Here is a 24,292-nt window from a genome sequence, read left to right as displayed (position 1 = left end):
TCGTGAGTTCCCATCCCCCGATACCCACCCGGGTCGTGCTGCTGTGCGGCCCTTCCGGCTCCGGCAAGTCCCTCCTCGCGGCCCGCTCCGGCCTCCCGGTGCTGCGGCTCGACGACTTCTACAAGGAGGGCGGCGACCCGACGCTGCCGCAGGTGGCGGGCAGTTCGGACATCGACTGGGACCACCCTCTGTCCTGGGACGCGGACACGGCCGTCGCGGCGATCGCCGAGCTGTGCCGCAGGGGGCGTACGAAGGTTCCCGTGTACGACATCTCCCTCAGCGCCCGTACCGGCGAGGAGACCGTCGACATCGGGCGGACTCCACTGTTCATCGCGGAAGGCATCTTCGCCGCCGAGATCGTCGAGCGGTGTCAGGAGATCGGGGTGCTGGCGGACGCGCTGTGTCTGAGCCGCGGGCCGGTGCGTACCTTCCGCCGCCGCTTTCTGCGGGACCTCAAGGAGGGCCGCAAGTCCGTCCCGTTCCTGCTTCGCCGCGGCTGGCGCCTGATGCGCGCCGAACGCTCCATCGTGTCCCGCCAGACATCCCTGGGCGCCCACGCCTGCGACAAGGACGAGGCACTGGGCAGGCTGGCAGCCGCCGCTGCGGGAAGGTGTGTAAAAGCGAGGAACACCGCAACCATCAATTGAGGAACCCCGACGGCGAGCAATCAGGTCCGCGAGAGCGGCGCCGGTTTAGGCGCAAAAGGGGAGCGGGACTGGATGGACCCCCCGGCCCTCCAGTCCCGCTCCCTTTTCCCCGTGATCCCCCGTGGTCCCCCGTTGACCCCGTGATCCCCCCTGCAGTGCCCCCGTTACCTGTCCGCCGCCTCCCCCCAGAGTGACGAACAGCCCCCGTGCTTCCCCCGTACTTTCTTTCCCCCGTTGCCCTCGGGCGGGCCTGTCAGGCGACAAGCTCCCCGAAGGACTCCTCCTCGTCACGGCCGAAGCTGAGGACCTCGTCCTCACGCAGCCGGCGGAGAGACCGCCAGATGCTGGACTTCACCGTGCCGACACTGATGTCGAGGATCTCCGCGATCTCCGGGTCCGTGCGGCCCTCGTAGTAGCGCAGGACCAGCATGGTGCGTTGGAGTTCAGGCAGCCGTGCGAGCGCCTGCCACAGGACGGCGCGCAGCTCGGTGCCGCGCATCGCGTCCGTGTCGCCGGCCGTCTCCGGCAGTTCCTCGGTCGGGTACTCGTTCAGCTTGCGGCGGCGCCACGCGCTGATGTGCAGATTGGTCATGGTGCGGCGGAGGTAGCCCCCGACCGCGGCCTTGTCACTGATCCGGTCCCATGCCTTGTACGTCGAGAAGAGGGCGCTCTGCAGCAGGTCCTCGGCCTCGAAGCGGTCACCGGTCAGGTGGTAGGCGGTTGCGTACAGGGAGGCGCGGCGCTCCTGGACGTAGGCGGTGAACTCCGCCTCCGACACCGAACGACGCTCCCCCGAGTCCTCCCCGTACGCGGATCCCCCGTGCGTTCCCCCGTTGCCCCCCACCAGATGTGCGTCAACCACCGTCATGTACGACCCGGTGTGCTGACGCCCGGTGCCGCGAGCGCACCCCCGCCCGCTCACGGCACCGGACTTCTCGGTGTTGCGCGTGACGTCGTGAAGACGCGTGACAACTGCGACCGCGCTAGTGCTGGTGCTGTGCAGCGTGTTCATCTCGCGCCCCCCGTCGTGGAGTTCCGGTTTCTCGGTACTGCTCTGTGGTGCTTCCTTGCCTGTGCCGAAAAGCTTGCCTACGCGACTTCATGACGGTGTCAGCCGACTGTCACAGGCGTGCAACAGGGTGGGGCCCAGGCGCAGCACAGGTTGATCACAGAGAAGCGTCGTACGGCTACGCATTCGGTATCTCGGACGATCACTCCTATGGGTGAGATGTGTGGGAGCGCTCCAGGAGTCGATACGGCGCCATGTCATGAGACAGAATGACGTCCGTGCCTTCCCTGTTGCTGATCGAGGACGACGACGCCATCCGTACGGCCCTGGAGCTGTCGCTGACGCGCCAGGGGCACCGTGTGGCCACCGCTGCCACCGGCGAGGACGGTCTGAAGCTGCTGCGCGAGCAGCGGCCGGACCTGATCGTGCTGGATGTGATGCTGCCCGGCATCGACGGGTTCGAGGTGTGCCGGCGCATCCGGCGCACGGACCAGCTGCCGATCATCCTGCTCACCGCCCGCAGTGACGACATCGACGTGGTGGTCGGGCTGGAGTCGGGGGCCGACGACTACGTCGTCAAACCGGTACAGGGGCGGGTGCTGGACGCCCGCATCCGGGCCGTGCTGCGGCGTGGCGAGCGGGAGGCCAACGACTCGGCGACGTTCGGCAGCCTGGTGATCGACCGCGCGGCGATGACGGTCACCAAGAACGGCGAGGACCTCCAACTGACGCCCACCGAGCTGCGGTTGCTCCTGGAGCTCAGCCGCCGACCGGGACAGGCGCTGTCCCGCCAGCAGTTGCTGCGACTGGTGTGGGAGCACGACTACCTCGGTGACTCACGGCTCGTCGACGCCTGTGTGCAGCGGCTGCGCGCGAAGGTGGAGGACGTGCCGTCCTCGCCGACGCTGATCCGTACCGTACGCGGCGTGGGGTACCGGCTGGACAGTCCTCAGTGACCCCATCGCAGGGCAAGCTCCGCGGCTGGGCCGCGGCGCGCAGGACGATACTGGCGGGGCTGCGCTTCACGAGCCTGCGGCTGCGTCTGGTCGTCGTGTTCGGGCTCGTCGCGCTCACCGCGGCGGTGTCGGCGTCGGGAATCGCGTACTGGCTCAACCGCGAGGCCGTGCTGACCCGTACGCAGGACGCGGTGCTGCGCGACTTCCAGCAGGAGATGCAGAACCGCGCGAGCGCGCTGGCGGTGCACCCGTCGCGGGACGATCTGGAAGCCGCCGCACGCCGGATGGCGAACAGCCCGCAGGGGTTCAGTGTGCTGCTGATCGCCGAGGACGAGGCGGGGCGGACCGTCGTCGGCAACTCCGATCTGGACGACTTCTCCCTGGCCGATGTGCCTAAGTCCCTCCAGAAGGCGGTGAACAGGGAGCAGGAGCTCACCTCGGGCAACAAGCACCCGTACCACCTGTACTGGCAGCGGATCGTCGACGGCGACAAACCGTATCTGGTGGGCGGCGCGAAGGTGATCGGCGGCGGGCCGACCGGCTACATGCTCAAGTCCCTGGAGCCGGAGGCCGAGGACCTCAACTCCCTTGCCTGGTCGCTGGGTATCGCGACCGGGCTCGCGCTGATCGGTTCGGCGCTGCTCGCGCAGGCCGCCGCGACGACCGTACTCAAGCCGGTGCACCGCCTCGGCACGGCGGCCCGGCGGCTCGGCGAGGGCAAGCTGGACACCCGGCTGCGGGTGTCGGGCACGGACGAACTCGCGGATCTGTCACGGACGTTCAACCGTGCCGCGGAGGCGCTGGAGAAGCGGGTCGCGGACATGAGCGCGCGCGATGAGGCCTCCCGCCGCTTCGTGGCGGACATGTCGCACGAGCTGCGGACGCCGCTGACCGCGATCACCGCTGTGACCGAGGTCCTTGAGGAGGAGCTCGACGCGGAGACCGGCAGCGTGGACCCGATGATCGAGCCCGCCGTACGCCTCGTCGTCAGCGAGACACGGCGCCTGAACGACCTCGTGGAGAACCTCATGGAGGTCACCCGCTTCGACGCGGGCACGGCCCGGCTCGTCCTGGACGACGTCGACATAGCCGACCAGATCACCGCGTGCATCGACGCGCGCGCCTGGCTGGACGCGGTGGAGCTGGACGCCGAACGCGGCATCACCGCGTGTCTCGACCCGCGCCGCCTGGACGTGATCCTGGCGAATCTGATCGGCAACGCCCTCAAGCACGGCGGCTCTCCGGTGCGCGTGTCCGTGCGCGAGGAGGGGGACGACGTGCTCATCGAGGTGCAGGACCACGGCCCCGGCATCCCTGAGGAGGTCCTCCCGCACGTCTTCGACCGCTTCTACAAGGCGAGCGCCTCCCGCCCGCGCTCGGAGGGCAGCGGCCTGGGCCTGTCCATCGCCCTGGAGAACGCGCACATCCACGGCGGCGAGCTCACCGCCGCCAACTCCCCCGAGTCGGGCGCGGTGTTCACCCTGAGACTGCCGCAGGACGCCTCGGTTCTGACGGACCAGGAGGACCGGCAGGACCGGGGAGGCCGGGGAAACCGGAAGAAGAACGGTAAGTCCGGCAAGTCCTGTGAGGGCAATGGCTCCAAGGGGGAGGCGCGATGACCGTACGCGGCCGATGGGGCGTACGCGGCTCACAGGGCGTACGCCGGTTGCGTACCGCCCTGCTCGCCGTGACGTTGCTCGCCCTGGCGTCGGCCGGGTGCGGGATCCGGCCGACGGAGGTGCCGACCGAGTTCGGGCCCGCGCCGTCCCGGTTGTCCTGTACGGCGAGTGGCCCGGATCTCGCTACGCAGTCCCCTGGCGGGATACTCGTCCAGGTCTTCCTGCTGTGCTCCTCGCAACTGGTGCGGGTCGACCGGATCGTGCGCGTCACCGACGGCACCACGGAGACGGACCGTGCACAGGCCGCGCAGGCGCTGCTCGACCAGCTGACCGCGGACCCGGCCGAGGCCGAGCGGCAGGCGGGCTACACGACGGACGTCCAAGGCGGCCTGACGGTCGGCGAGCCGCGCCCGGAGGACCCGGAGGGCGCGCTGCGGCTGAGCACCGAGCCCGCCGCGCTGACCTCGTACGCGCTGGCCCAGATCATCTGCACCTTCAACGCTTCGGCCGCCGCCTCCGACGGCGGCGCGGTCATCCTCGGCGGCCCCGGCATGGACCCCGTACGCCGCTACGAGTGCACGCCTGAGGTCCTCTCCCGGCCGGGCACCGAGTCCCCGCCGTCGACGGAGGTCGGCGGGCCCTGAGGACCGGGCGGGGGCGGGCGCGTCCCTTCTGAGCGGCTTTTGGCGCCGGTGCGGTATCGCGCCCGTTTGAGGGGCCGCAGGCCCCGATAGGGGCGCGGGGCTGTGACATATGCGGCTCCGCCGCGATGGGGGTCCCCCCGCTCGAGCGAAGCCGAGAGTGGGGGAGCGACCAGCCCCCACCGGCCCGCAGGTTCATCACCATGCTTCCAGCGGAGCGCACCCGTGTGAGGCAAGCCCTTGCGACACACGGAACCGATCCTGCCGAAGGCCGCGTCTTGGGGGGCGTGCGTCAAGGCTCAAACGGCGGCAGCGCCGCGTTCCGCATCCGTGCGGCGGGAGGTGTTCTTCTCGTCGCACATCTCGCGCTCGTCGCCTGGCTCACGCTGCGTCCCCTGGACGTGCCGTGGGTGAGCGCCGCGAACCTGCGTCCGTTCGCGAGCATCAGAGCCGATCTGGCCCTGGGCCCAGAGGCGGCGGCCCGCAATATCGGCAAGGGGCTGCTGCTGCTCGCTCCGCTCGGCGTACTGCTGCCCATGGCCGGCGGCAGACTGTCCGCCTCCCCACTGCTGTCCCTGCTCCGTACGGTCGCCGCCGGCGCCCTGCTCTCCATGGGCATCGAGCTGCTGCAGACCGGGGTTCCCGGCCAGGTCGTGGACGTCGACTCGCTGCTGCTCAACACCGTGGGCGTGGCCCTGGCCCATGTGGCGTTCGTCCCCGCCGCGCGCGCCGTACTGCGCCGCCGGACGGAGACGCGGCGCCGGGCCGCCCTCCACCGGGAGGATGCGGCTCAGGGTCGGACCCCGACGATTCCCAGGGTCGGCATCGCCCCGTAGAGCGACGCTTTGTCCCCTTCGTGGTCGTAGCGTGGAAGGCAGATGAGGCAGCCAGAAGGGAGGCCTCGTACGCTCACGAAGGAGCCGTAGATGAACCGCCTTGCCCGCCCCACGAACGACCGGATGATCGGCGGAGTGTGCGCTGCGCTGGCACGGCGCTTCGGTACCTCCGCGACCACGATGCGCGTGATCTTCCTGGTGTCCTGTCTGCTGCCGGGTCCGCAGTTCCTGCTCTACATAGCGCTGTGGATCCTGTTCCCCTCGGAGGGCAAGGCGGCTCGTACGGCCTGGTGATCCACGCACCCCATACGCACGTACGCCGATGGGGCGCCCCTCGGATTCGAGGAGGCGCCCCACGGCGCGTACAGGTGCGGACTCAGGCGGGGGGAAGCCCGAGGCCCGCGGCCGGCGCGGTCAGGCCCGTGACCGGCGCGGCCGCGTCCGTGACCAGCGCGGCCTGGTCCGTGACCGGCGCGGCCGCGTCCGTGACCAGCGCGGCCTGGTCCGTGACCGGCGTGGTGACGGCGCCCACGACCCCGGAGGGGGCGGGCACGGCGGCCGGGGCCGCGTTGGCGGCGCCCGCACCGGCGGCGGCGAAGGCGGCACCGAGAACGGCGACACCGAGGGTCTTGACAGCAGACTTCTTCATCTTCGTCCTTGCGCTGTGACGGATTCGAGCGGTTCGAAACCGTAAGCACGGGGGAGCGCGCCCTGCAAACGTCGAAAAGCGGCCGTGTCGGCATGCGCCCGGCCGCTTTTCCTACGAGCCGATCAGCCCGCTTCGACCGCAGAACCGCTGGTCGAAGCGGTCTGCCAGAACAGCCATTCGGACTTCAGCTCCGCATAGCCGGGCTTGATCACGTCATTGATCATCGCCAGCCGTTCGTCGAAAGGAATGAATGCTGATTTCATCGCATTGACTGTGAACCACTGCATGTCGTCGAGCGAATAACCGAAGGCGTCGACAAGGTGCTCGAATTCCCGGCTCATACTGGTGCCCGACATCAACCTGTTGTCCGTGTTCACGGTCGCCCGGAAATGCAGCCGTCGCAGCAGCCCGATGGGGTGCTCGGCGTACGAGTCGGCGGCACCCGTCTGGAGGTTGGAGCTGGGGCACAGCTCCAACGGGATGCGCTTGTCGCGTACGTACGAGGCGAGGCGGCCGAGCTTCACGGAGCCGTCGCCGCCGACGTGGATGTCATCGATGATGCGCACCCCGTGGCCGAGCCGGTCGGCGCCGCACCACTGGAGGGCCTGCCAGATGGAGGGCAGCCCGAAGGCTTCGCCGGCGTGGATCGTGAAGTGGTTGTTCTCCCGCTTCAGATACTCGAAGGCGTCCAGGTGACGGGTGGGCGGGAAGCCGGCCTCGGCGCCCGCGATGTCGAAGCCGACGACGCCCACGTCGCGGTAGCGGTTGGCGAGTTCGGCGATCTCCAGGGCGCGGGCCGCGTGCCGCATGGCGGTCAGGAGGGCGCCGACGCGGATCCGGTGACCGCTCTCGCGGGCGAGCCGCTCACCTTCCCGGAAGCCCTCGTTGACGGCTTCGACGACCTCTTCGAGGGTGAGCCCCTTCTCCAGGTGCTGCTCGGGCGCGTACCGCACCTCGGCGTAGACGACGCCGTCCTCGGCGAGGTCCTGGGCGCACTCGGCGGCCACCCGCACCAGCGCCTCGCGGGTCTGCATGACGGCGCAGGTGTGCGCGAAGGTCTCCAGATACCGCTCCAGGGAACCGGAGTCGGCGGCCTCGCGGAACCAGACGCCGAGCTTGTCGGGGTCGGTCTCGGGGAGGTTGGTGTAGCCCGTCTCGCGGGCGAGGTCGACGACGGTCCCGGGGCGCAGGCCCCCGTCGAGGTGGTCGTGCAGCAGGACCTTGGGGGCCCGGCGGATCTGGTCCGCACCGGGTGTGTGCTGGTGCTGGCTCGTCATTTCCGAATCCTAACGCCTACGCGCGTAGATCCCTTCCTCGGGAGATCCGTCGATACGCAACGGTGACCCTGCGGACGACTCACGTACACCCTTGCTTCTGACAATGTTCTGTCATGGCACAGCAAGTGACGCCGGTTCGCAGGGCCCGGCTGGGGCGGGCACTCGGCACGGAACCGACGGCGGTGAGCGGCGTGGTGCTGCTGCTGCCGGGCGGTGAGGAGACCTCCGCCCGCAGACCGTCACCGATGCTGGCGACCGCCTCCGTACGCTCGCTGGGGCGCCGCCTCACGCGCGCGGGGCGTACGGACGGGCTGGTCGCGCACGTGGTGCACTACAGGTTTCGCGGCTGGAACGGCAGCGAGGCGCATCTCGCACATGACGCCGCCTGGGCCGCCGATGAGGTCGTACGCCGCTACGGAGACGTGCCCGTGTGTCTCGCCGGGCTGGACATGGGCGGTCGGGCTGCCCTGCACGCGGCCGGGCACACCGCCGTCAACTCCGTGCTGTCGCTGTCCCCTTGGCTGCCGGAGGACGACGTGGCGGCACCCGAGGAACCGGTGAAGCAGCTCGGGGGACGGCGGGTGCTGATCGTGCACGGGACGATGGATGCGCGCAGTGATCCGGAGCTGTCCTTTCGGCTCGCGGCGCGGGCGAAGAAGGCGAACCGGGACATCTGCCGGTTCGAGGTGCACTCCGACGGGCATGGGCTGTCCCAGCATCGGGAGGAAGTTCTCGCGCTTGCCGAGGACTTTGTGATGGGGGCGTTGTTCGGGCGGGGGTTTTCCCGGCCTGTGGAGGACGCGTTTGCGGCTCCACCTCCGCTTGGCTTGCGGATGCCGTTGGCTTCTGGGTTCGGGAAGTCGTTGCGGCGGTGAGCGCCGGGAGAGCGCAAGCACGCCAGTGTCAGTCCGGGAGCAGGTTGCCCCTTCTCGACAGCAGGAACTTCTTGAAGGCTGCCACCGGTGGGGTGTCCGGGTGGCCGTCCAGCCAGGCGACGCCGATCTCGCGGGCCGCTCGTGGGGCGGTGACCGTCAGTTCGACAACTCCTGGGCGCGGTACGGCCGGTGGTGGCAGGAGGGCTACTCCCAGTCCCGCCGCCACCAGGCCCCGTAGCGTTTCGGCCTCCTCGCCCTCGAAGGCGATACGGGGGCGGAAGCCGGCCTCCTTGCAGAGGTCGTCGGTGATGCGGCGCAGGCCGTAGCCGGGTTCGAGGGTGACGAAGGTTTCGTCGGCGGCCTCGGCCAGGCGGGCGCGTTTGCGGCCGGCGAGGCGGTGGTCGGCGGGGACCACGAGGCGCAGCTTCTGCTCGTCGAGGCGGCGGGCGACGAGGTCGGGGGCGTCCGGCATCGGCGAGGTGAGGCAGAGGTCCAGCTCGCCCGAGCGCAGCCCCTCGATCATCGCCTCGCCGTAGTTCTGTACGAGGCTGAAGCGGACCCGTGGATGGTCGGCCCGGAAGGCGCGGATGAGCCCGGGCACGGTCTCGGAGCCCATGGTGTGCAGAAAGCCGAAGGCGACCTTGCCGGAGGTGGCGTCGGCGTCGGCCCGTACCGCGTCGGCCGCCCGCTCGATCTCGGCGAGCGCCCGCTCCACGGAGGCGAGGAACGTACGCCCGGCGGGTGTGAGCGAGACCGTACGGCCCCGGCGGGCGAACAGGTCGACGCCCAGGTCCTGTTCGAGGCGGACCATGGCGCGGGACAGGGTCGACTGCGGGACCTGCATCTCCTGCGCGGCGCGGGTGACGTGCTCGGTACGGGCGACTCCCGCGAAGTACGCCAGGCGTGGGGCGAGCAGCGCGACGATGTCTTCTGTGTCACTGGATGGTGACAGGTGAGGCTCTGACCTTTGCTGATGCTTCATGGGAACGATTATGGCGATTCCATGCATTGGACGGATGAGAGGTCGTTCTTTAGGTTCGAAGCATGCCTTCCGCCAGTACCGAGGCGTCCACCACCGTGGGCGCCGCCTCGACCGTTTCCGTCACTTCCGCCGCTTCCACCACCGACTCCCGTATGACCCCGGGCGGGCCCGGCTACCGCCGGATGAGCTTTGCCCTGTTCCTCGCGGGTGTCGCGACCTTCGCGCTGCTCTACTCCACGCAGGCCCTTCTCCCGCTGATCTCCAGCGACTTCGGGGTGACGGCGAGCGCGGCGAGCTGGACGGTGTCGGCGGCGACCGGCGCGCTGGCGCTGTTCGTCCTGCCGATGAGCGCGCTGTCGGAGCGGTTCGGTCGGCGTACGGTCATGACGGCGTCCCTGGGGATCGCGGTGACCGTCGGTCTGCTGGTTCCCTTCGCCCCGTCGGTCGGCACGCTGATCGCGCTGCGGGCGGTGCAGGGTGCGGCGCTGGCCGGGCTGCCGGCTTCGGCGACGGCGTATCTGGCGGAAGAAGTGCGGCCGAAGGCGCTGATCACCGCGATCGGTCTGTTCGTCGCGGGCAACAGCGTCGGCGGCATGAGCGGCCGGGTCATCACCGGCTGGGTCGCGCAGGAGTGGGGCTGGCGGGTCGCCGTCGGCGCGATCGGGGTCGTCGCGGTGGCGTGCGCGGTCGCGTTCCGGCTGCTGCTTCCGGCGCCGAAGCACTTCAAGGCGGGCTCGCTGCAGCCGCGGGTGCTGGCCCGCACGGTCCGTGCACACCTCTCGAATCCGCTGATGCGTCGGCTGTACGCGATCGGTGCGCTGTTCATGACGGTCTTCGGGGCCGTCTACACGGTGATCGGTTACCGGCTGACCGACGCTCCGTTCTCCCTCCCCCAGGGGATCATCGGCTCGATCTTCCTGGTCTACCTGGTCGGTACGGTCTCGGCGTCGACGGCGGGCAAGCTGGTGGGCCGCCTCGGCCGCCGCGGCTCCCTCTACCTGGCGGGCGGCACGACGACAGCGGGTCTGCTCCTGTCGCTGGCGGACTCGCTGGTGCTGGTGCTGCTCGGCCTGGTCCTGATCACGGCGGGCTTCTTCGCGGGCCACGCGGTCGCCTCGTCGTCCGTGAGCCACACGGCCAAGGAGGGCCGCGCTCAGGCTTCCGCCCTGTACCAGTCCGCGTACTACGTCGGGTCCAGCGCGGGCAGCACGCTCGGGGCGGTCGCGTTCCATGCGGGGGGCTGGGGCGGGACGGTTGCGCTTGGGCTGCTGGCGGTGGTCGGGGTCGTGGGGATCACGGTGCTGGGGTCGCGTGCGGCTCGAGTGCAGGCGCGGCGGGGTCTGCTGGCGGCGCACTGACGCCGACGCGCTGGCGCGGGCCGTTGAGCGGCGGGGCGGACCCACCCTGACCTGGGCCTTCGTGTGGTTCGGGGGCCATTGTCAGTGGGCTGCTGTAGCTTCCGAAGTGGTGGCGCGCAAAGGTGCGTGCGAGGGACTGAGCCACAGGGGTGGGTTGGCCATGAGCGACGGTACGGCGACTGCAGCGGATCTCGATGTCCGGCTGGAGAAGCACCGGGTCGAGCTGACGGGGTACTGCTACCGGATGCTCGGCTCGTCCTTCGAGGCGGAGGACGCGGTGCAGGACACACTGGTGCGCGCCTGGCGCAGCTACGACAAGTTTGAGGGCCGTTCCTCGATGCGTTCGTGGCTGTACCGAATCGCGACGAACGTATGCCTGGACATGCTGACGGCGGGCAACAAGAGGGCCCGTCCCATGGACCTGACGGACTCGACACCACTGGCGCAGGCGGCACTGACCCCGCGCCCGGACAACACCTGGCTGGAACCCATGCCGGACAACCGCGTACTGCCCACACCCAGCGACCCGGCCGAGGCGGCGGTGGCCAAGGAGTCGGTGCGCCTCGCCTTCATGGCCGCCCTCCAGCAACTGCCGCCCAAGCAGCGGGCCGTACTGATCCTGCGCGAGGTCCTGGCCTGGAAGGCGAGCGAGGTCGCCGAGCTGCTCGACACCACGGTCGCCTCGGTCAACAGCGCGCTCCAGCGGGCCCGCGCGACCCTCGCCGAGCGCGACGGCGCGGCCGAGGAGGGCGCCGTCTCCGACCCGCTCGACGAGGAGCAGCAGAAGCTCCTGGAGCGCTATGTCGCGGCGTTCGAGGGGTACGACATGACGGCGCTGACGGCGCTGCTGCACGAGGACGCGGTGATGACGATGCCGCCGTTCGACCTGTGGCTGAGCGGCCACGAGGACATCACGGGCTTCATGACGACACTGGGCGCCCCCTGTGCGAACTCGCGCCTGGTGCCGGTCGAGGTCAATGGGCTGCCGGGCTTCGCGCAGTACAAGCCGGATCCGGACGAGGGCGGCTACATGCCGTGGGCGGTGCAGGTCCTGGAGATATCAGGGGGCCGGATCGCGGGGTTCCACTGCTTCCTCGACACGAAGCGGTGGTTCCCGCTCTTCGGGCTGCCCCTCCACCTCGAAGCGGAGGCCGACCAGAGCGAGTAGCGCGTGCAGGGCCGGGTCGGGGTCGCGCAGGCGTATCCGGCCTCCGGCCCGGCGGGCGGCGAGCTGGAGTCTGGCCAGTACGTCGACGGTGGTCAGTCCGGGCGGACCGAGGCCCGCGACATCGCAGACCACGACACCGGCGCCGGAGGCCTCCAGTCTCGCGCGCACGTCCTCGCACAGCCGGGGCACGTCATCACGGGTGACGGAGCCGGGCAGCACGAGTACGGCGGGTGTCATGGAGTTCACGAACGGTAGACCGGGCGACGGCGCGGAACTCATCGCCGAGCCGACGTGAGGTCGCGTCGTCCAAGGTCACATTGACCTGACCGAGGAGCCCCGTGCCCAGGTCAGGCAATACGTTCCAGCACCACCGGCGCAGCCGTGAACTCCGTGCCCGGCGCCGCGACGTCGTACGAACCCTCGACCGCCTCCAGCGCGTACGCGAAGCGCTCCGGCGTGTCCGTGTGCAGCGTCAGCAGCGGCTGGCCCTCCGTCACCGTGTCGCCCGGCTTGGCGTGGAGTTCCACGCCTGCGGCGGCCTGGACCGGGTCCTCCTTGCGGGCGCGGCCTGCGCCGAGGCGCCAGGCGGCGATGCCGATGGCGTAGGCGTCCAGGCGGGTCAGGACGCCCGAGGAGGGAGCCTTGACCACGTGTTGCTCACGCGAGGTGGGCAGTGGAGCCTCCGGGTCGCCGCCCTGGGCCGCGATCATGCGGCGCCATACGTCCATCGCCGAGCCGTCCGCCAGTGCCTTCGCCGGGTCCGCGTCCTTCACGCCCGCCGCGTCGAGCATCTCGCGGGCCAGGGCGAGGGTCAGTTCCACCACGTCCGACGGACCGCCGCCCGCCAGGACCTCCACCGACTCGCGGACTTCCAGGGCGTTGCCCGCCGTCAGGCCCAGCGGGGTCGACATGTCCGTCAGCAGGGCGACCGTCTTCACACCGTGGTCCGTGCCCAACCCGACCATCGTGGACGCCAGTTCACGCGCGTCCTCGATCGTCTTCATGAAGGCGCCCGTACCCACCTTCACGTCCAGGACCAGCGACCCCGTGCCCTCCGCGATCTTCTTCGACATGATGGACGAGGCGATCAGGGGGATCGACTCGACCGTCCCCGTCACATCCCGCAGCGCGTACAGCTTCTTGTCCGCCGGGGCCAGACCGTCGCCCGCCGCGCAGATGACCGCGCCGACGCCGTCCAGCACGTTCAGCATCTCCTCGTTCGACAGCAGCGCCCGCCAGCCCGGGATCGACTCCAGCTTGTCCAGGGTGCCGCCGGTGTGGCCGAGGCCACGCCCCGACAGCTGCGGGACCGCCGCGCCGCACGCCGCCACCAACGGAGCCAGCGGGAGCGTGATCTTGTCGCCCACGCCGCCCGTGGAGTGCTTGTCGGCCGTCGGCCGGGAGAGTGCCGAGAAGTCCATGCGCTCGCCGGAGGCGATCATCGCCGCCGTCCAGCGGGCGATCTCACCCCGGTTCATGCCGTTGAGCAGGATGGCCATCGCAAGGGCGGACATCTGCTCGTCGGCGACCTCACCGCGGGTGTACGCGTCGATGACCCAGTCGATCTGCTCGTCGCTGAGCTCACCACGGTCCCGCTTGGTGCGGATGACGGAGATGGCGTCCATGGCCACGGCTTTCCTTCCAGAGTTCACTTGGTGAGATGGCCCGGCCCGAAAGCCTGCGGCAGCATCTCCGACAACGGCACGATCCCCGCCGGGGTCTCCAGGAGCAGATCGGGGCCCCCGAACTCGTACAGCAGCTGGCGGCAGCGCCCGCACGGGACCAGGATCTCGCCGCGGCCGTCCACGCACGTGAAGTGCGTCAGCCGACCGCCGCCGGTGAGCTGGAGCTGCGAGACCAGCCCGCACTCGGCGCACAGCCCGAGCCCGTACGACGCGTTCTCGACATTGCAGCCCGACACCGTGCGGCCGTCCTCGACCAGGGCCGCCGCACCGACTGGGAAGCCCGAATACGGGGCGTACGCACGGGACATGGCCGTACGCGCCGCTTCCCGGAGGGCCTCCCAGTCGACTGGGGGTGTCACTTGCCCTGGCCCTTGCGATACGGCATGCCGTTCGCCCTCGGCATGCGCAGGCGCTGCGCGGAGAGTGCGAGAACAAGCAGCGTGATGACGTACGGAGTGGCGGAGACGACCTGGTTCGGGACCTCGTCGGTGAGGGCATACCAGGTGAACACCAGCGCGCCGACGGCCAGGGTGAGCACGGCGGCCACGTACTTCTTCTTGACCACCAGCCAGATCGCGCCGATGACCAGCAGGATGGCGGCGAGCAGCAGCAGCGCGTGGACGTTCTCGGCGCCGCCGCGCAGGTTGAGGCTGTCGGTGTAGCCGAACAGGCCGGCGCCGATGGCGAGTCCGCCCGGCATCCAGTTGCCGAAGATCATCGCGGCGAGGCCGATATAGCCGCGTCCGCTGACCTGGCCCTCCAGGTAGAAGGGGTTGGCCACGATGGAGAGGAAGACGCCGCCGAGGCCGGCCAGTCCGCCGGAGATGATCACGGCCAGGTACTTGTACTTGTAGACGTTCACGCCGAGCGACTCGGCGGCGACCGGGTTCTCGCCGCAAGAGCGCAGCCGCAGACCGAAGGGCGTACGCCACAGGATCCACCAGGTGGCGGGGACCAGCGCGACGGCGATCAGGGTCAGCCAGGAGACGTTGGTGACCAGGCCGCCGAGGAGGCCCGCTATGTCGGAGATCAGGAACCAGCCCTCGCGGTTGAGGTCACTGAGCCCGTCGGAGAGGCCGGGCACCGTGAAGTCGCCGAGGGACTCCACCGGCGGGGACTGCTTGGCCGAGCCGCCCTGGGTGCCCTCGAAGGCGAGTGGGGCGAGGTAGCGGGTGGCGCCGAGGGCGAGGATGTTGAGGGCCACACCGGAGACGATGTGGTTGACGTTGAAGGTGATGGTGACGACGGCGTGCAGCAGTCCACCGACGCAGCCGCCGATGATGCCGACGAGGATGCCGGTCCACGGACCCCACTGGTAGCCGGCCCAGGCGCCGAACCAGGTGCCGAGGATCATCATGCCCTCGAGGCCGATGTTGACGACGCCCGCGCGCTCCGCCCACAGACCGCCGAGACCGGCGAGGCCGATCGGGACGGCCAGTTCGAGCGCGGTGGACATCTGGCTGACGTTGGTGATGCCGTCGGCGCCGGTGATGATGCGGACGATCGAGGTCAGCGCCAGGGCGCCCGCGATGATCAGCAGGAGGACGGGGAGTGTCAGGCGACGGCCGACGGGGGCCGCGGGCTGCAGCGTGGGCTGGTTGAGGTCGGTTGCGGTGGTCATCGGCCCGCCACCTCCTTCTCGGTCGAGTTGTCAGAGGAGGCGCCGAGGACGTGGCCCGCGGCGAGTTCCGCGCCGACGCGGCGCTGCTGGCGGCGCAGACCCCATTCGCGTACGGCCTCGTAGGAGACGACGACCGAGAGCACGATCAGGCCCTGCATGATGACCGCGATCTCCTTGTCGTAGTCGTGGAAGTCCAGCTCGGGCGAGGCTTTGTCGAGCCAGGCCCACAGCAGGGCCGCGAAGGCGATGCCGGTCGGGTTGTTACGGCCGAGCAGGGCGATACCGATGCCCAGGAAGCCGATGCCGGTGGGGAAGTTGAGGCTGTACGTGTGTGTGTCGCCGAGCAGGATCGGCAGGCCCGCCATTCCCGCGAGACCGCCGGAGAGCAGCATGGCGGTGAGCACCATGCGCTTGGGGTCGACTCCGCTGGCCGCGGCGGCGGTCTCCGAGGCGCCGGAGGAGCGCAGGTCGAAGCCGAAGCGGGTGCGGTTGAGGACGACCCAGTAGCCGATGCCGAGCAGCACCGCGATGATCACGAAGCCGTAGATCTCGCCGGCCGCGCCCATGTCGATGCCGGGCATCCAGCCGGACTCGTGCATCTCGCCGGTGGTGTTGTTGTTGCCGACCTTCACGCCGAAGACGTTGGGCAGCCACAGGTAGCCGATGACGGAGGTGGCGATCGCGTTGAGCATGATCGTCGCGACGACCTCGCTGACGCCCCGGGTCACCTTCAACACGCCCGCGATGCCCGACCAGAACATGCCGGTGAAGACCGCGGTGAGGATCAGCAGTGGGATCTGCAGGGCCGCCGGCAGCGCGACATGGGCGCCGACGATCGCGGCCATCATGGCGGCGAGCTGGTACTGCCCGTCCACGCCGATGTTGAACAGGTTCATCCGGAAGCCGATGGCCACCGCGAGCGCCGCGATGTAGTACATCGAGGCCTGGTTGATGATCAGGACCTGGATGTCGGAGAACGTGGCCTGCTCGAACATCAGCGTGTACGGCTCGACCGGGTTCTTGCCGGAGGCGACCAGCACGATCGAGGTCAGGGCCACGGCCACGACGAGCGCGATGACCGGCCCGGCCACCGCGAGGAGCACGCGCTCCCTGTCGAACTTCTTCATCAGCGGGCCTCGTCTTCCGGGGCGTCTGCCTTGGTCATCGCCGGACCGTCTGCCGGGGGCTGTGCGTCCTCGTCGTGTTCGAGGTGTCCGGAGGCGGCGCCGGTCATGGCCGAGCCGAGTTCCTCCGGGGTGATGGTGGCCGGGTCGGCGTCCGCGACCAGCCTGCCGTTGTAGATCACCCGGAGGGTGTCGGAGAGACCGATCAGCTCGTCCAGATCGGCGGAGATCAGCAGCACGGCCAGGCCCTCGCGGCGTGCCTCGCGGATCTGGTCCCAGATCGCGGCCTGCGCGCCGACGTCCACACCGCGGGTGGGGTGCGCGGCGAGCAGGAAGCGCGGCTTGTGGCTCATCTCGCGGCCGACGATCAGCTTCTGCTGGTTGCCGCCGGACAGGGAGGCGGCCGTGACGTCGATACCGGGAGTGCGGACGTCGTACGCCTCGACGATGCGCCGTGTGTCCTCCTGCGCGGCCTTCGGGTCGAGCCAGATGCCCTTCGCGTTGGGCCGCTCGGTGACGTGGCCGAGGATGCGGTTCTCCCAGAGCGGGGCTTCCAGGAGCAGTCCGTGGCGGTGCCGGTCCTCGGGGATGTAGCCGACGCCCTGCTCACGGCGCTTACGGGTGGGCCAGGCGGTGACCTCTTCCTCCCCCAGCTTGATGGTGCCGGAGTCGGCGTGCTTGAGGCCGATGAGCGCGTCGACCAGCTCGGTCTGTCCGTTGCCCTCGACTCCGGCCAGGCCCAGAACCTCGCCCGCGTGGATGGTGAAGCTGATGTCGTCGAGCAGGGCCTTGCCGCCGGCCATCTCCAGACGCAGGTCCTTGACGGTCAGTACGGGGCGGTCGGTGACCGTGGACTCCGCCGTCTCCGGCGTCGGCAGTTCGCTGCCCACCATCATCTCGGCGAGCTGACGCGAGGTCGTCTCGGCGGGCACAGCCGTACCGACCGTCGTCCCGCGCCGGATGACCGTGATCTCGTCGGCGACCGAGAGCACCTCGCCCAGCTTGTGGGAGATGAAGATGACCGACAGGCCCTCGGACCTGAGCTCCCGCAGGTTGGCGAAGAGCGCGTCCACCTCCTGCGGTACGAGTACGGCGGTGGGCTCGTCCAGGATCAGTGTGCGGGCGCCGCGGTAGAGGACCTTGAGGATCTCCACGCGCTGGCGGGCGGCCACACCGAGTTCCTCGACCAGGAGGTCGGGGCGCACGCCGAGGCCGTACCGCTCGGAGATCTCCTGGATCTTGCGGCGGGCCTTGCCGCCGATGCCGTACAGCTTCTCGCTGCCCAGCACGACGTTCTCGAGGACGGTCAGGTTGTCCGCGAGCATGAAGTGCTGGTGCACCATGCCGATGCCGCGGGCGATGGCGTCGGCGGGCGACGAGAAGGTCACCTGCTGGCCGTCGATCGCGATCGTGCCCTCGTCCGGCTTCTGCATACCGTAGAGGATCTTCATCAGGGTCGACTTGCCGGCGCCGTTCTCGCCGACGAGCGCGTGGACGGTGCCCTTGTGGACACTGAGGTGGATGTCGTGGTTGGCCACGACCCCGGGGAATCGCTTGGTGATCCCGGCGAGTTCGACTGCGGTCACCTGACCGCCCGCCGCATCGGCCGGAGGGCTGCTGGACGCGTTGATGGCGCACTCTCCTGGGGAAGGGGGTCGTCTACGCGCGCCCCTACGGCATCGGAAGAGGGGCGACGTACCGCCGAGAACGGGGTACGGGGAGCCAGACTCCCGGTGCCCCGTTGAGCGGATGTAACCCCACGGTTACCGGCGACCCCTCGGGTTCGCCGCACTGCTCGTGGTCCTGCCGGATCAGCTGGTCTTGACCTTGATCTCGCCGCTGATGATCTTCTCCTTGGCCGTCGTGATGGCTTCCTGGAGCTCGGTGTTGTTCTTGAACTCCGGGTTGGAGTCCGCGAGGCCGACCTGACCTGCCTTGAGATCGCCCCTGACGATACCGGTCTCGGGTTTGCCGTCCTCGACCGACTTCGCAAGGTTGTACACCGCCTTGGCGACGTCCTTCGTCGCCGAGGTCAGGATGGAGTTCTTGTACTTGGCCAGGGCTTCCTGCCGGTACTGGTCGGAGTCGACGCCGATCGCCCACACCTTGTTGGCGGCGGCGGCCTCGATCACACCCTGGCCCGAAAGACCGGCCGCCTGGTAGACGACGTCGGCCTTCTTCTCGATCTGGCTCTCGGCGGCCGTCTTGCCCTTGTCTGGGCTGGAGAAGCCGCCCTCTTCGGCGGTCTGCGTCAGGTACTGCGAGAGGACCTTGACCTTGGGGTTGGTGTCGGCGACGCCCTGCTTGTAGCCCGCCTCGAACTTGTGGATCAGCGGGATGTCCACACCGCCCACGAAGCCGACCGTGTTCGTCTTGGTGGCCTTGGCGGCGGCGACACCGGCGAGGTACGAGGCCTGCTCCTCGGAGAAGACCAGGTCCGCGACGTTCTTCGCCTCGATGGTGGAGTCGTCGACGATGCCGAACGTGGTGTCCGGGTACTTCTCCGCCGCCTCCTTCACAGCCGTCGCGTAGGCGTAGCCGACGCCGACCACCGGGTTGTAGCCCTGCTTGGCCAGCGAGATCAGGCGCTGCGTCTTGTCGGCGTCCGTCTCACCCTCGGTGGGCTCGACGTCCGTGGTCTCGTAGCCGAACTCCTTCTTCGCCCTCTCCAGGCCCGCGTACGCCGCGTCGTTGAAGGACTGGTCGCCCTTGCCACCGACGTCGTACGCGATGGCGAGACCCTGATTGCCGTCCGCCTCCGAGGAGGCGGAGGTCGACGTGCCGCCACAGGCGGTCAGTGCGAGGGCGAGAGAGGTGGTCGCGGCGCCTGCGAGGGCGAGGCGGGAAACCCGGCGCATGAGTTGTTGCTCCTGTCGTACAAGCGCCTGACGGTAGGGCTCTGGCGCTGGCTTCGCCGCAGAGTAACGCGCGTAGACCCCCGAGAAAACCCCTACCGTTCACCTTGTTATCCGGCCGTGAACAACACCGCGGGCCCCGGCGAAAGACGAGCAGGCGGGCGCCATGGACGCCCGCCTGCCTCCCCCAGCCGTGCCGAGCAATCGTTACTCGGCCTTGACCTTGATGGTGCCGTCAATGATGGCCGCCTTGGCCTTGTCCACCGCGTCCTTGAGGCCCGCGATCTTGGCGTACTCCGGGTTGGTCTCGGAGAGGCCGACGCCGTCCACCTTCAGGTCGAAGGTCTGCATGCCCGTCAACGGCTTGCTGTCCTCGACGGACTTGGCGAGCGCGTACACGGCGCCGCCGACATCCTTGAGCGCCGAGGTCAGGATGTAGTTCTTGTACTTGGCGAGGGCCTGCTGCTCGTACTGGTCGGAGTCGACGCCGATCGCCCACTTCTTCTGGGTGGCGGCGGCCTCGATCACACCCTGGCCGGAGAGACCGGCGGCCTGGTAGACGACGTCCGCGTTGTTCTCCAGCTGGGACTCGGCGGCGGCCTTGCCCTTGTCGGGGCTGGAGAAGCCACCCTCTTCGGCGGTCTGCGTCAGGTACTGCGAGAGGACCTTGACCTTGGGGTTCGTGTCGGCGACACCCTGCTTGTAACCGGCCTCGAACTTGTGGATCAGCGGGATGTCCACACCGCCCACGAAGCCGACCGTGTTGGTCTTGGTGGCCTTGGCGGCGGCGACACCGGCGAGGTACGAGGCCTCGTTCTCGGCGAAGACCAGGGACGCCACGTTCTCGCCCTCGACGACCGAGTCGACGATGCCGAAGCTGACCTTCGGGTACTTCTTGGAGACTTCGGTCATCGCGGGCCCGTAGGCGAACCCGACACCCACGATGGGGTTGTAACCCTGCTTGGCCAGCGAGGTCAGACGCTGCACCTTGTCGGCGTCGGTCTCACCCTCGGTGGGCTCGATGTCGGCCGTCTCGTAGTTGAACTCGGTCTTGGCCTTCTCCAGGCCGGAGTACGCGGCGTCGTTGAAGGACTGGTCGCCCTTGCCGCCGATGTCGTAGGCGATGGCGAGGCCCTTCTCGCTCTCGCCCTCGCTTCCGGCTTCGTCACTGGTGCCGCCACAGGCCGTGGCAGCGAGCGCGAGCGACGCGACCCCCACCGCGACCCGGGTCAGTTTGGATATCCGACGCATCTCGAAGTTCCCCATTCTCAAAAGCCCCGCAGTGGGTGCTGAGTTCGGCGCACAGTAACGCGCGTAGACCCTCCGGGGAATGGGGTATCGCTTGGCCGTTATCCATTCGTGCCAATGGCCGGTTAAGTCCTTGTGAACCACGGTCCCGAAAGGTGCGAACGACACATAACATCCCGTGTGGACCTCACACTCCGTATGCCCTGGGCGGCCTCTACGTAACGGTACGCGTGCCGTGGGGACACGCGCACCGGGCTGCTCCTGGGTGGCCGGGACGCAACCGGAGTGACGCCGTCCCGGCCTACCCGATCGCTTACTGGGTCGCGTCGAGGAGGGCGGTCGCCGTGAAGAGCTCGACACCGACCGTGATGGCGTGCTCGTCCGCGTCGAAGTCACCCTGATGCAGATCCCGTACGCCGCGCTCACCGGGCGTACGCACACCGAGACGGGCCATCGCGCCGGGCACGTGCTCCAGGTACCAGGAGAAGTCCTCACCGCCCAGGCTCTGCTCGGTGTCCTCGATGGACTGGGCGCCGAAGCGGGCGGCCATCGCCTCGCGGAGCAGTTCGGTCGTCACCGGATCGTTGACGACGGGCGGGACGCCACGGATGTAGTTGATCTCCGACTTGGCCTTGTAGAGGTTGGCGATCTCGTCGATCGCGGCGTGTACGAGGTCGGGGGCGGCCCGCCAGGAGTCGAGGTCCAGGCAGCGCACGGTCCCGGACAGCTCGGCGTGCTGCGGGATGACGTTGCAGGCGTGCCCCGACTCGATACGGCCCCAGGTGACGGCGAGCCCGCTGCGGGCGTCGACGCGTCGGGCGACCAGGGCGGGCACGTCGGTGACGACGCGGGCGGCGGCGGTGACGAGGTCGGTGGTGAGGTGAGGGCGCGCGGTATGTCCGCCGGCGCCGTCGAGCGCGACCTCGAGCCGGTCGCACGCCGACGTGATGGGTCCGTGCCGCAGCCCGATGCGCCCCGCGTCGACCCGCGGATCGCAGTGCACGGCGACGATACGTCCGACACCGTCCAGGGCTCCGGACTCGATGGCGTCGGGCGCACCGCCGGGCAGCACTTCCTCGGCAGGCTGGAAGATCAGCCGCACGGCACGCCGCAGCAGCCCCTTCTTGTGCAGCTCGGCGAGGACGAGCCCCGCGCCCAGCACCACCGTCGTATGGACGTCGTGCCCACAGGCATGCGTGCGATCAGGCACGGTCGAGCGATACGCACAGTCGACCTTCATGTCCGGGATCGGCAGCGCGTCGATGTCCGCGCGCAGGGCGAGCATGGGCTGGGCGGGGTCCGGTTCGCCGATGTCACAGATGAGCCCGGTTCCGATGGCGAGCACCCGGGGCTGAAGCCCGGCGCGCTCCAGCCGCGCCTTGATCGCCGCGGTGGTACGGAACTCCTGGTTGCCGAGCTCCGGGTGCATGTGGAGATCCCGGCGGAACGCTACAAGCTCAACGCGCAGGCCCTCCGGGAGCGTGCCGGGGAGCACGGCTCCGCCGGTCGTTTCGGACTCGGACTCTGGGGACATCAGCTGGTTCACCCTTTGAAGGGTAGGGCGACATGGGGCCCGCCCGCCCCACGATCAACAAAAATTCAGCCCGCCGGCCGAGAAAACCCGACCGCGTCACGCATAGATATCAGCCGCGATGGGTACACTCGCCTGGCTTTCGGGCCGCGAAGGTCAGACCTCGGTACCCGGACTTCTACGCATACCACGCATCCGAATCGCGGGCAGTTCTGCCCACCCGCCGGGACACCCACCCTCGAAGCCGACGTTCGGCCGAAGAACGCGTGAACCGCGGCCACCGGACCCATGCCGCGCAGTATCGTCCCGGACCGTGAGCGAACCGGACTTCATACGCAGCACCCGTGCGTCCTACGACTCGATAGCCACCGAGTACGCGGACCGCTTTCCCGACGACCTGGAACGCAAGCCTCTGGACAAGGCGCTGATCAACGGGTTCGCCGAGCTCGTGCGGAGCGCCGGGGTCGGCCCCGTGGCCGATGTCGGATGCGGGCCGGGCCATGTGACGGCGTATCTCAGCAGCCTGGACACGCCCGTGTTCGGCATCGACCTGTCACCGAAGATGGTCGCGACAGCCCGGCAGACATACCCCGAGCTCCGCTTCCACGTGGGCTCGATGACAGCCATCGACCTCCCCGACGACGTACTCGGCGGAATCACAGCCCTGTACTCCACCATCCACGTCCCCGACGACCAACTCCCGGACGTCTTCACCGAGTTCCACCGCGTACTCGCCCCCGGCGGCCACCTGCTCCTCGCCTTCCAGGCCGGCGACGAGCACTTCGAACTGACGGAACGCTTCGGCCACGCCATCTCCCTGCCCTACCACTGGCGGCGCCCCGAAAACGTCACCGAACTCATCGACAAGGCCGGACTGGTCATGCACGCCCAAGTCATCCGCGAGCCCCACGAGAACGAGAAGCTCCCCCGCGCCTTCCTGCTGGCCCGCAAACCCCACTGAGCCCGCATTGAGCTCACACCACTGAGCCCTCGGCTGAGCCCGTACCACTGAGCCCGCCTCAGGTCGCCGAGACCGCCGACAACCGGTGTACGTCCCGCGCCGTCCCCGTGACCCCCGACAGGAAGCCCTGGGCGCGCGGCGAGGCGGTCGCCGTGAGCCACGCCGGGTCGATGTCGCAGACGGCGACCCGGACTTCGGTGCCGACGAGCGCCAGCGGGAGGGTGTGCACGACCGTCGAGGGGAAGCTGAGGATCGTACGGCCGATGGGGCCGCGGCGGGCGATCAGTTCGAGGGGGAGGTCGGGGCGGACGATCTCCAGGCCGGTCTCGACGGCCAGCCGGTGGAGTTTGTCGGTGCTTTCGCGGCGGTGGGCGAAGTAACGGGTCGCGCCGTAGGTCTTGGTGAGGTTCTTCACCGCTTCGAGGTAGCGGTCGGGGTCCACGACGCCCGTCTCCACGAGGGAGGTGCCCACGAGGTCGGCGCCCTTGGTGAGGCGCGGCGGGCCGAAGCGGGCGCGGGTCCAGGCGAAGTCGTTGGCCGTGACGTGGACGCCCTCGGGCGTCTCGGTGATCGGCATGGAGGAGAACACCTCCACGCGGCGCCCGGAGCCGGGCGTGAGACGGCGCCGGGCCGAGGCCGAGACCGGTGCGAACACCAGGTCGCGCGGGCCGGGTCGGCCACCGCGCCGGTGCCAGCGCACCAGGCGTTCACCGCGGGCGAGTTGGGAGACGAACTCCATCGTCGCGGTGCCGTCGTCCACGACGACGAGGTCGCGGGCGCGGGTGATGGTGAGAAGGAGTTGTACGTAGCGCGAGAACGGGTCGCCCATGACGATCCGCTTCGCCCGGCGCAACAGCGGCGCCAGACCGCCCACCGTATGAAAGGGCGCTGTCGCCCCACCACGTGCCTCCTCCCAGCGCACCTCATGCCCCTCACCACGAGCGAGCTCCGCCATACGACGCAACTGCCCCCGGGTCATGGGGTCGTTGGGAGAAAGAACAACCAGGGTGAGCCCCGCGTGGACCACCGCGGCGGCGTCCCGGGCCGGGTCGACGGCGGGATCGGCGCCCACGGCGGTGCTCTCCGGCCGCTCGCCGAAAGCCGCCCCCGGCACGGGTGCCAATCCCGCCGCAGGCGTCGGCCCCGCAGTCCCGGGCGTGGAACCGGACGCCGCCGCAGCACCATCCGGCGCCGCGCCGACCGTCGGCTCATCGGCACCCGGACCCGCTGCGGGCATCGGCCCCGCCGCA

Annotated in this window: 24 protein-coding genes; 10 read left to right on the top strand and 14 right to left on the bottom strand. The window is 69.5% G+C overall.

Annotation, left to right across the window (positions count from 1 at the left end):
• Positions 1-2 precede the first annotated feature (2 nt).
• Positions 3-647 carry a uridine kinase family protein gene (locus ACYVO6_RS35900; RefSeq protein WP_461068709.1) on the top strand — a complete coding sequence of 215 codons (645 nt, stop codon included), beginning with the start codon at positions 3-5 and terminating at the stop codon, positions 645-647.
• A gap of 253 nt (positions 648-900) precedes the next feature.
• Here the strand turns inward: ACYVO6_RS35900 and ACYVO6_RS35895 are convergent, their stop codons facing one another.
• Positions 901-1,659, bottom strand: a complete 759-nt coding sequence (locus ACYVO6_RS35895) for a SigE family RNA polymerase sigma factor (protein ID WP_461068707.1) — start codon at positions 1,657-1,659, stop codon at positions 901-903.
• Between the two features lie 275 nt (positions 1,660-1,934).
• On the opposite strand from ACYVO6_RS35895, the gene afsQ1 reads away from it, so the two are divergent.
• The 5 genes from afsQ1 (at position 1,935) to ACYVO6_RS35870 (ending at position 6,002) form a co-directional block, all read left to right on the top strand.
• Positions 1,935-2,612: a two-component system response regulator AfsQ1 gene (gene afsQ1, locus ACYVO6_RS35890; protein ID WP_128380879.1), complete on the top strand. Its 678-nt coding sequence runs from the start codon at positions 1,935-1,937 to the stop codon at positions 2,610-2,612.
• Complete coding sequence (locus tag ACYVO6_RS35885; protein WP_461068704.1) at positions 2,609-4,231, top strand: ATP-binding protein; 1,623 nt, start codon at positions 2,609-2,611, stop codon at positions 4,229-4,231. Before afsQ1 ends, ACYVO6_RS35885 begins: the two co-directional genes overlap by 4 nt.
• Positions 4,228-4,875: a hypothetical protein gene (locus ACYVO6_RS35880; RefSeq protein ID WP_461068702.1), complete on the top strand. Its 648-nt coding sequence runs from the start codon at positions 4,228-4,230 to the stop codon at positions 4,873-4,875. Before ACYVO6_RS35885 ends, ACYVO6_RS35880 begins: the two co-directional genes overlap by 4 nt.
• 284 nt (positions 4,876-5,159) lie before the next feature.
• Positions 5,160-5,708 (top strand): VanZ family protein, encoded by a 549-nt coding sequence (locus tag ACYVO6_RS35875; RefSeq protein ID WP_461068700.1) that lies wholly within the window; start codon positions 5,160-5,162, stop codon positions 5,706-5,708.
• 90 nt (positions 5,709-5,798) lie between these two features.
• Positions 5,799-6,002 (top strand): PspC domain-containing protein, encoded by a 204-nt coding sequence (locus ACYVO6_RS35870; RefSeq protein ID WP_033325258.1) that lies wholly within the window; start codon positions 5,799-5,801, stop codon positions 6,000-6,002.
• An 82-nt stretch (positions 6,003-6,084) separates the two neighbouring features.
• Here ACYVO6_RS35870 and ACYVO6_RS35865 read toward each other — a convergent pair whose 3' ends face one another.
• Entirely contained in the window at positions 6,085-6,357 is a 273-nt protein-coding gene (locus ACYVO6_RS35865) for a hypothetical protein (protein ID WP_461068697.1), read from the bottom strand.
• A gap of 122 nt (positions 6,358-6,479) precedes the next feature.
• Positions 6,480-7,634: an adenosine deaminase gene (locus tag ACYVO6_RS35860; RefSeq protein ID WP_461068695.1), complete on the bottom strand. Its 1,155-nt coding sequence runs from the start codon at positions 7,632-7,634 to the stop codon at positions 6,480-6,482.
• Positions 7,635-7,747: 113 nt separating this feature from the next.
• Here ACYVO6_RS35860 and ACYVO6_RS35855 point away from each other — a divergent pair, with 113 nt between their 5' ends.
• Complete coding sequence (locus ACYVO6_RS35855) at positions 7,748-8,509, top strand: alpha/beta hydrolase (protein WP_461068693.1); 762 nt, start codon at positions 7,748-7,750, stop codon at positions 8,507-8,509.
• A gap of 28 nt (positions 8,510-8,537) precedes the next feature.
• Here the strand turns inward: ACYVO6_RS35855 and ACYVO6_RS35850 are convergent, their stop codons facing one another.
• Entirely contained in the window at positions 8,538-9,491 is a 954-nt protein-coding gene (locus tag ACYVO6_RS35850) for a LysR family transcriptional regulator (protein WP_461068691.1), read from the bottom strand.
• A gap of 62 nt (positions 9,492-9,553) precedes the next feature.
• Here ACYVO6_RS35850 and ACYVO6_RS35845 point away from each other — a divergent pair, with 62 nt between their 5' ends.
• Positions 9,554-10,849 (top strand): MFS transporter, encoded by a 1,296-nt coding sequence (locus ACYVO6_RS35845; RefSeq protein WP_461068689.1) that lies wholly within the window; start codon positions 9,554-9,556, stop codon positions 10,847-10,849.
• Positions 10,850-11,009: 160 nt separating this feature from the next.
• Positions 11,010-12,017 (top strand): sigma-70 family RNA polymerase sigma factor, encoded by a 1,008-nt coding sequence (locus ACYVO6_RS35840; RefSeq protein ID WP_461068687.1) that lies wholly within the window; start codon positions 11,010-11,012, stop codon positions 12,015-12,017.
• Here ACYVO6_RS35840 and ACYVO6_RS35835 read toward each other — a convergent pair.
• From ACYVO6_RS35835 to ACYVO6_RS35795, 9 genes are all read right to left on the bottom strand, one after another.
• On the bottom strand, positions 11,910-12,296 hold the full coding sequence (locus tag ACYVO6_RS35835; protein ID WP_461068685.1) for an STAS domain-containing protein: 387 nt from the start codon (positions 12,294-12,296) through the stop codon (positions 11,910-11,912). The two genes, ACYVO6_RS35840 and ACYVO6_RS35835, sit on opposite strands and share 108 nt — an antisense overlap.
• Positions 12,297-12,364: 68 nt before the next feature.
• On the bottom strand, positions 12,365-13,648 hold the full coding sequence (locus ACYVO6_RS35830) for a thymidine phosphorylase (RefSeq protein WP_461068683.1): 1,284 nt from the start codon (positions 13,646-13,648) through the stop codon (positions 12,365-12,367).
• 17 nt (positions 13,649-13,665) lie between these two features.
• Complete coding sequence (locus tag ACYVO6_RS35825; protein WP_461068681.1) at positions 13,666-14,061, bottom strand: cytidine deaminase; 396 nt, start codon at positions 14,059-14,061, stop codon at positions 13,666-13,668.
• Positions 14,058-15,323: an ABC transporter permease gene (locus ACYVO6_RS35820; RefSeq protein ID WP_461068679.1), complete on the bottom strand. Its 1,266-nt coding sequence runs from the start codon at positions 15,321-15,323 to the stop codon at positions 14,058-14,060. The genes ACYVO6_RS35825 and ACYVO6_RS35820 overlap by 4 nt, the downstream gene beginning before the upstream one ends.
• The gene (locus tag ACYVO6_RS35815) at positions 15,320-16,450 is read right to left on the bottom strand and encodes an ABC transporter permease (RefSeq protein WP_461068677.1); all 1,131 of its coding nucleotides are present in this window, start codon (positions 16,448-16,450) and stop codon (positions 15,320-15,322) included. The genes ACYVO6_RS35820 and ACYVO6_RS35815 overlap by 4 nt, the downstream gene beginning before the upstream one ends.
• Positions 16,450-18,033, bottom strand: coding sequence for an ABC transporter ATP-binding protein (locus ACYVO6_RS35810; protein ID WP_461068675.1), 1,584 nt, complete (start codon positions 18,031-18,033; stop codon positions 16,450-16,452). Before ACYVO6_RS35810 ends, ACYVO6_RS35815 begins: the two co-directional genes overlap by 1 nt.
• A gap of 225 nt (positions 18,034-18,258) precedes the next feature.
• Positions 18,259-19,305, bottom strand: a complete 1,047-nt coding sequence (locus tag ACYVO6_RS35805; RefSeq protein ID WP_461068673.1) for a BMP family lipoprotein — start codon at positions 19,303-19,305, stop codon at positions 18,259-18,261.
• A 204-nt stretch (positions 19,306-19,509) separates the two neighbouring features.
• Positions 19,510-20,553 (bottom strand): BMP family lipoprotein, encoded by a 1,044-nt coding sequence (locus ACYVO6_RS35800; protein ID WP_461068671.1) that lies wholly within the window; start codon positions 20,551-20,553, stop codon positions 19,510-19,512.
• A gap of 310 nt (positions 20,554-20,863) precedes the next feature.
• Positions 20,864-22,084 carry a M20 family metallopeptidase gene (locus ACYVO6_RS35795; RefSeq protein WP_461068794.1) on the bottom strand — a complete coding sequence of 407 codons (1,221 nt, stop codon included), beginning with the start codon at positions 22,082-22,084 and terminating at the stop codon, positions 20,864-20,866.
• A gap of 310 nt (positions 22,085-22,394) precedes the next feature.
• Here ACYVO6_RS35795 and ACYVO6_RS35790 point away from each other — a divergent pair, with 310 nt between their 5' ends.
• Positions 22,395-23,042 carry a class I SAM-dependent methyltransferase gene (locus ACYVO6_RS35790; RefSeq protein ID WP_461068669.1) on the top strand — a complete coding sequence of 216 codons (648 nt, stop codon included), beginning with the start codon at positions 22,395-22,397 and terminating at the stop codon, positions 23,040-23,042.
• A gap of 58 nt (positions 23,043-23,100) precedes the next feature.
• Here the strand turns inward: ACYVO6_RS35790 and ACYVO6_RS35785 are convergent, their stop codons facing one another.
• Complete coding sequence (locus ACYVO6_RS35785) at positions 23,101-24,279, bottom strand: hypothetical protein (RefSeq protein ID WP_461068792.1); 1,179 nt, start codon at positions 24,277-24,279, stop codon at positions 23,101-23,103.
• Positions 24,280-24,292: the final 13 nt, after the last annotated feature.

The organism is Streptomyces pseudoechinosporeus, assembly GCF_054783935.1.
Note: the sequence above shows the minus strand (reverse complement) of the source record. Positions and strands in the feature narration are given on the sequence as shown.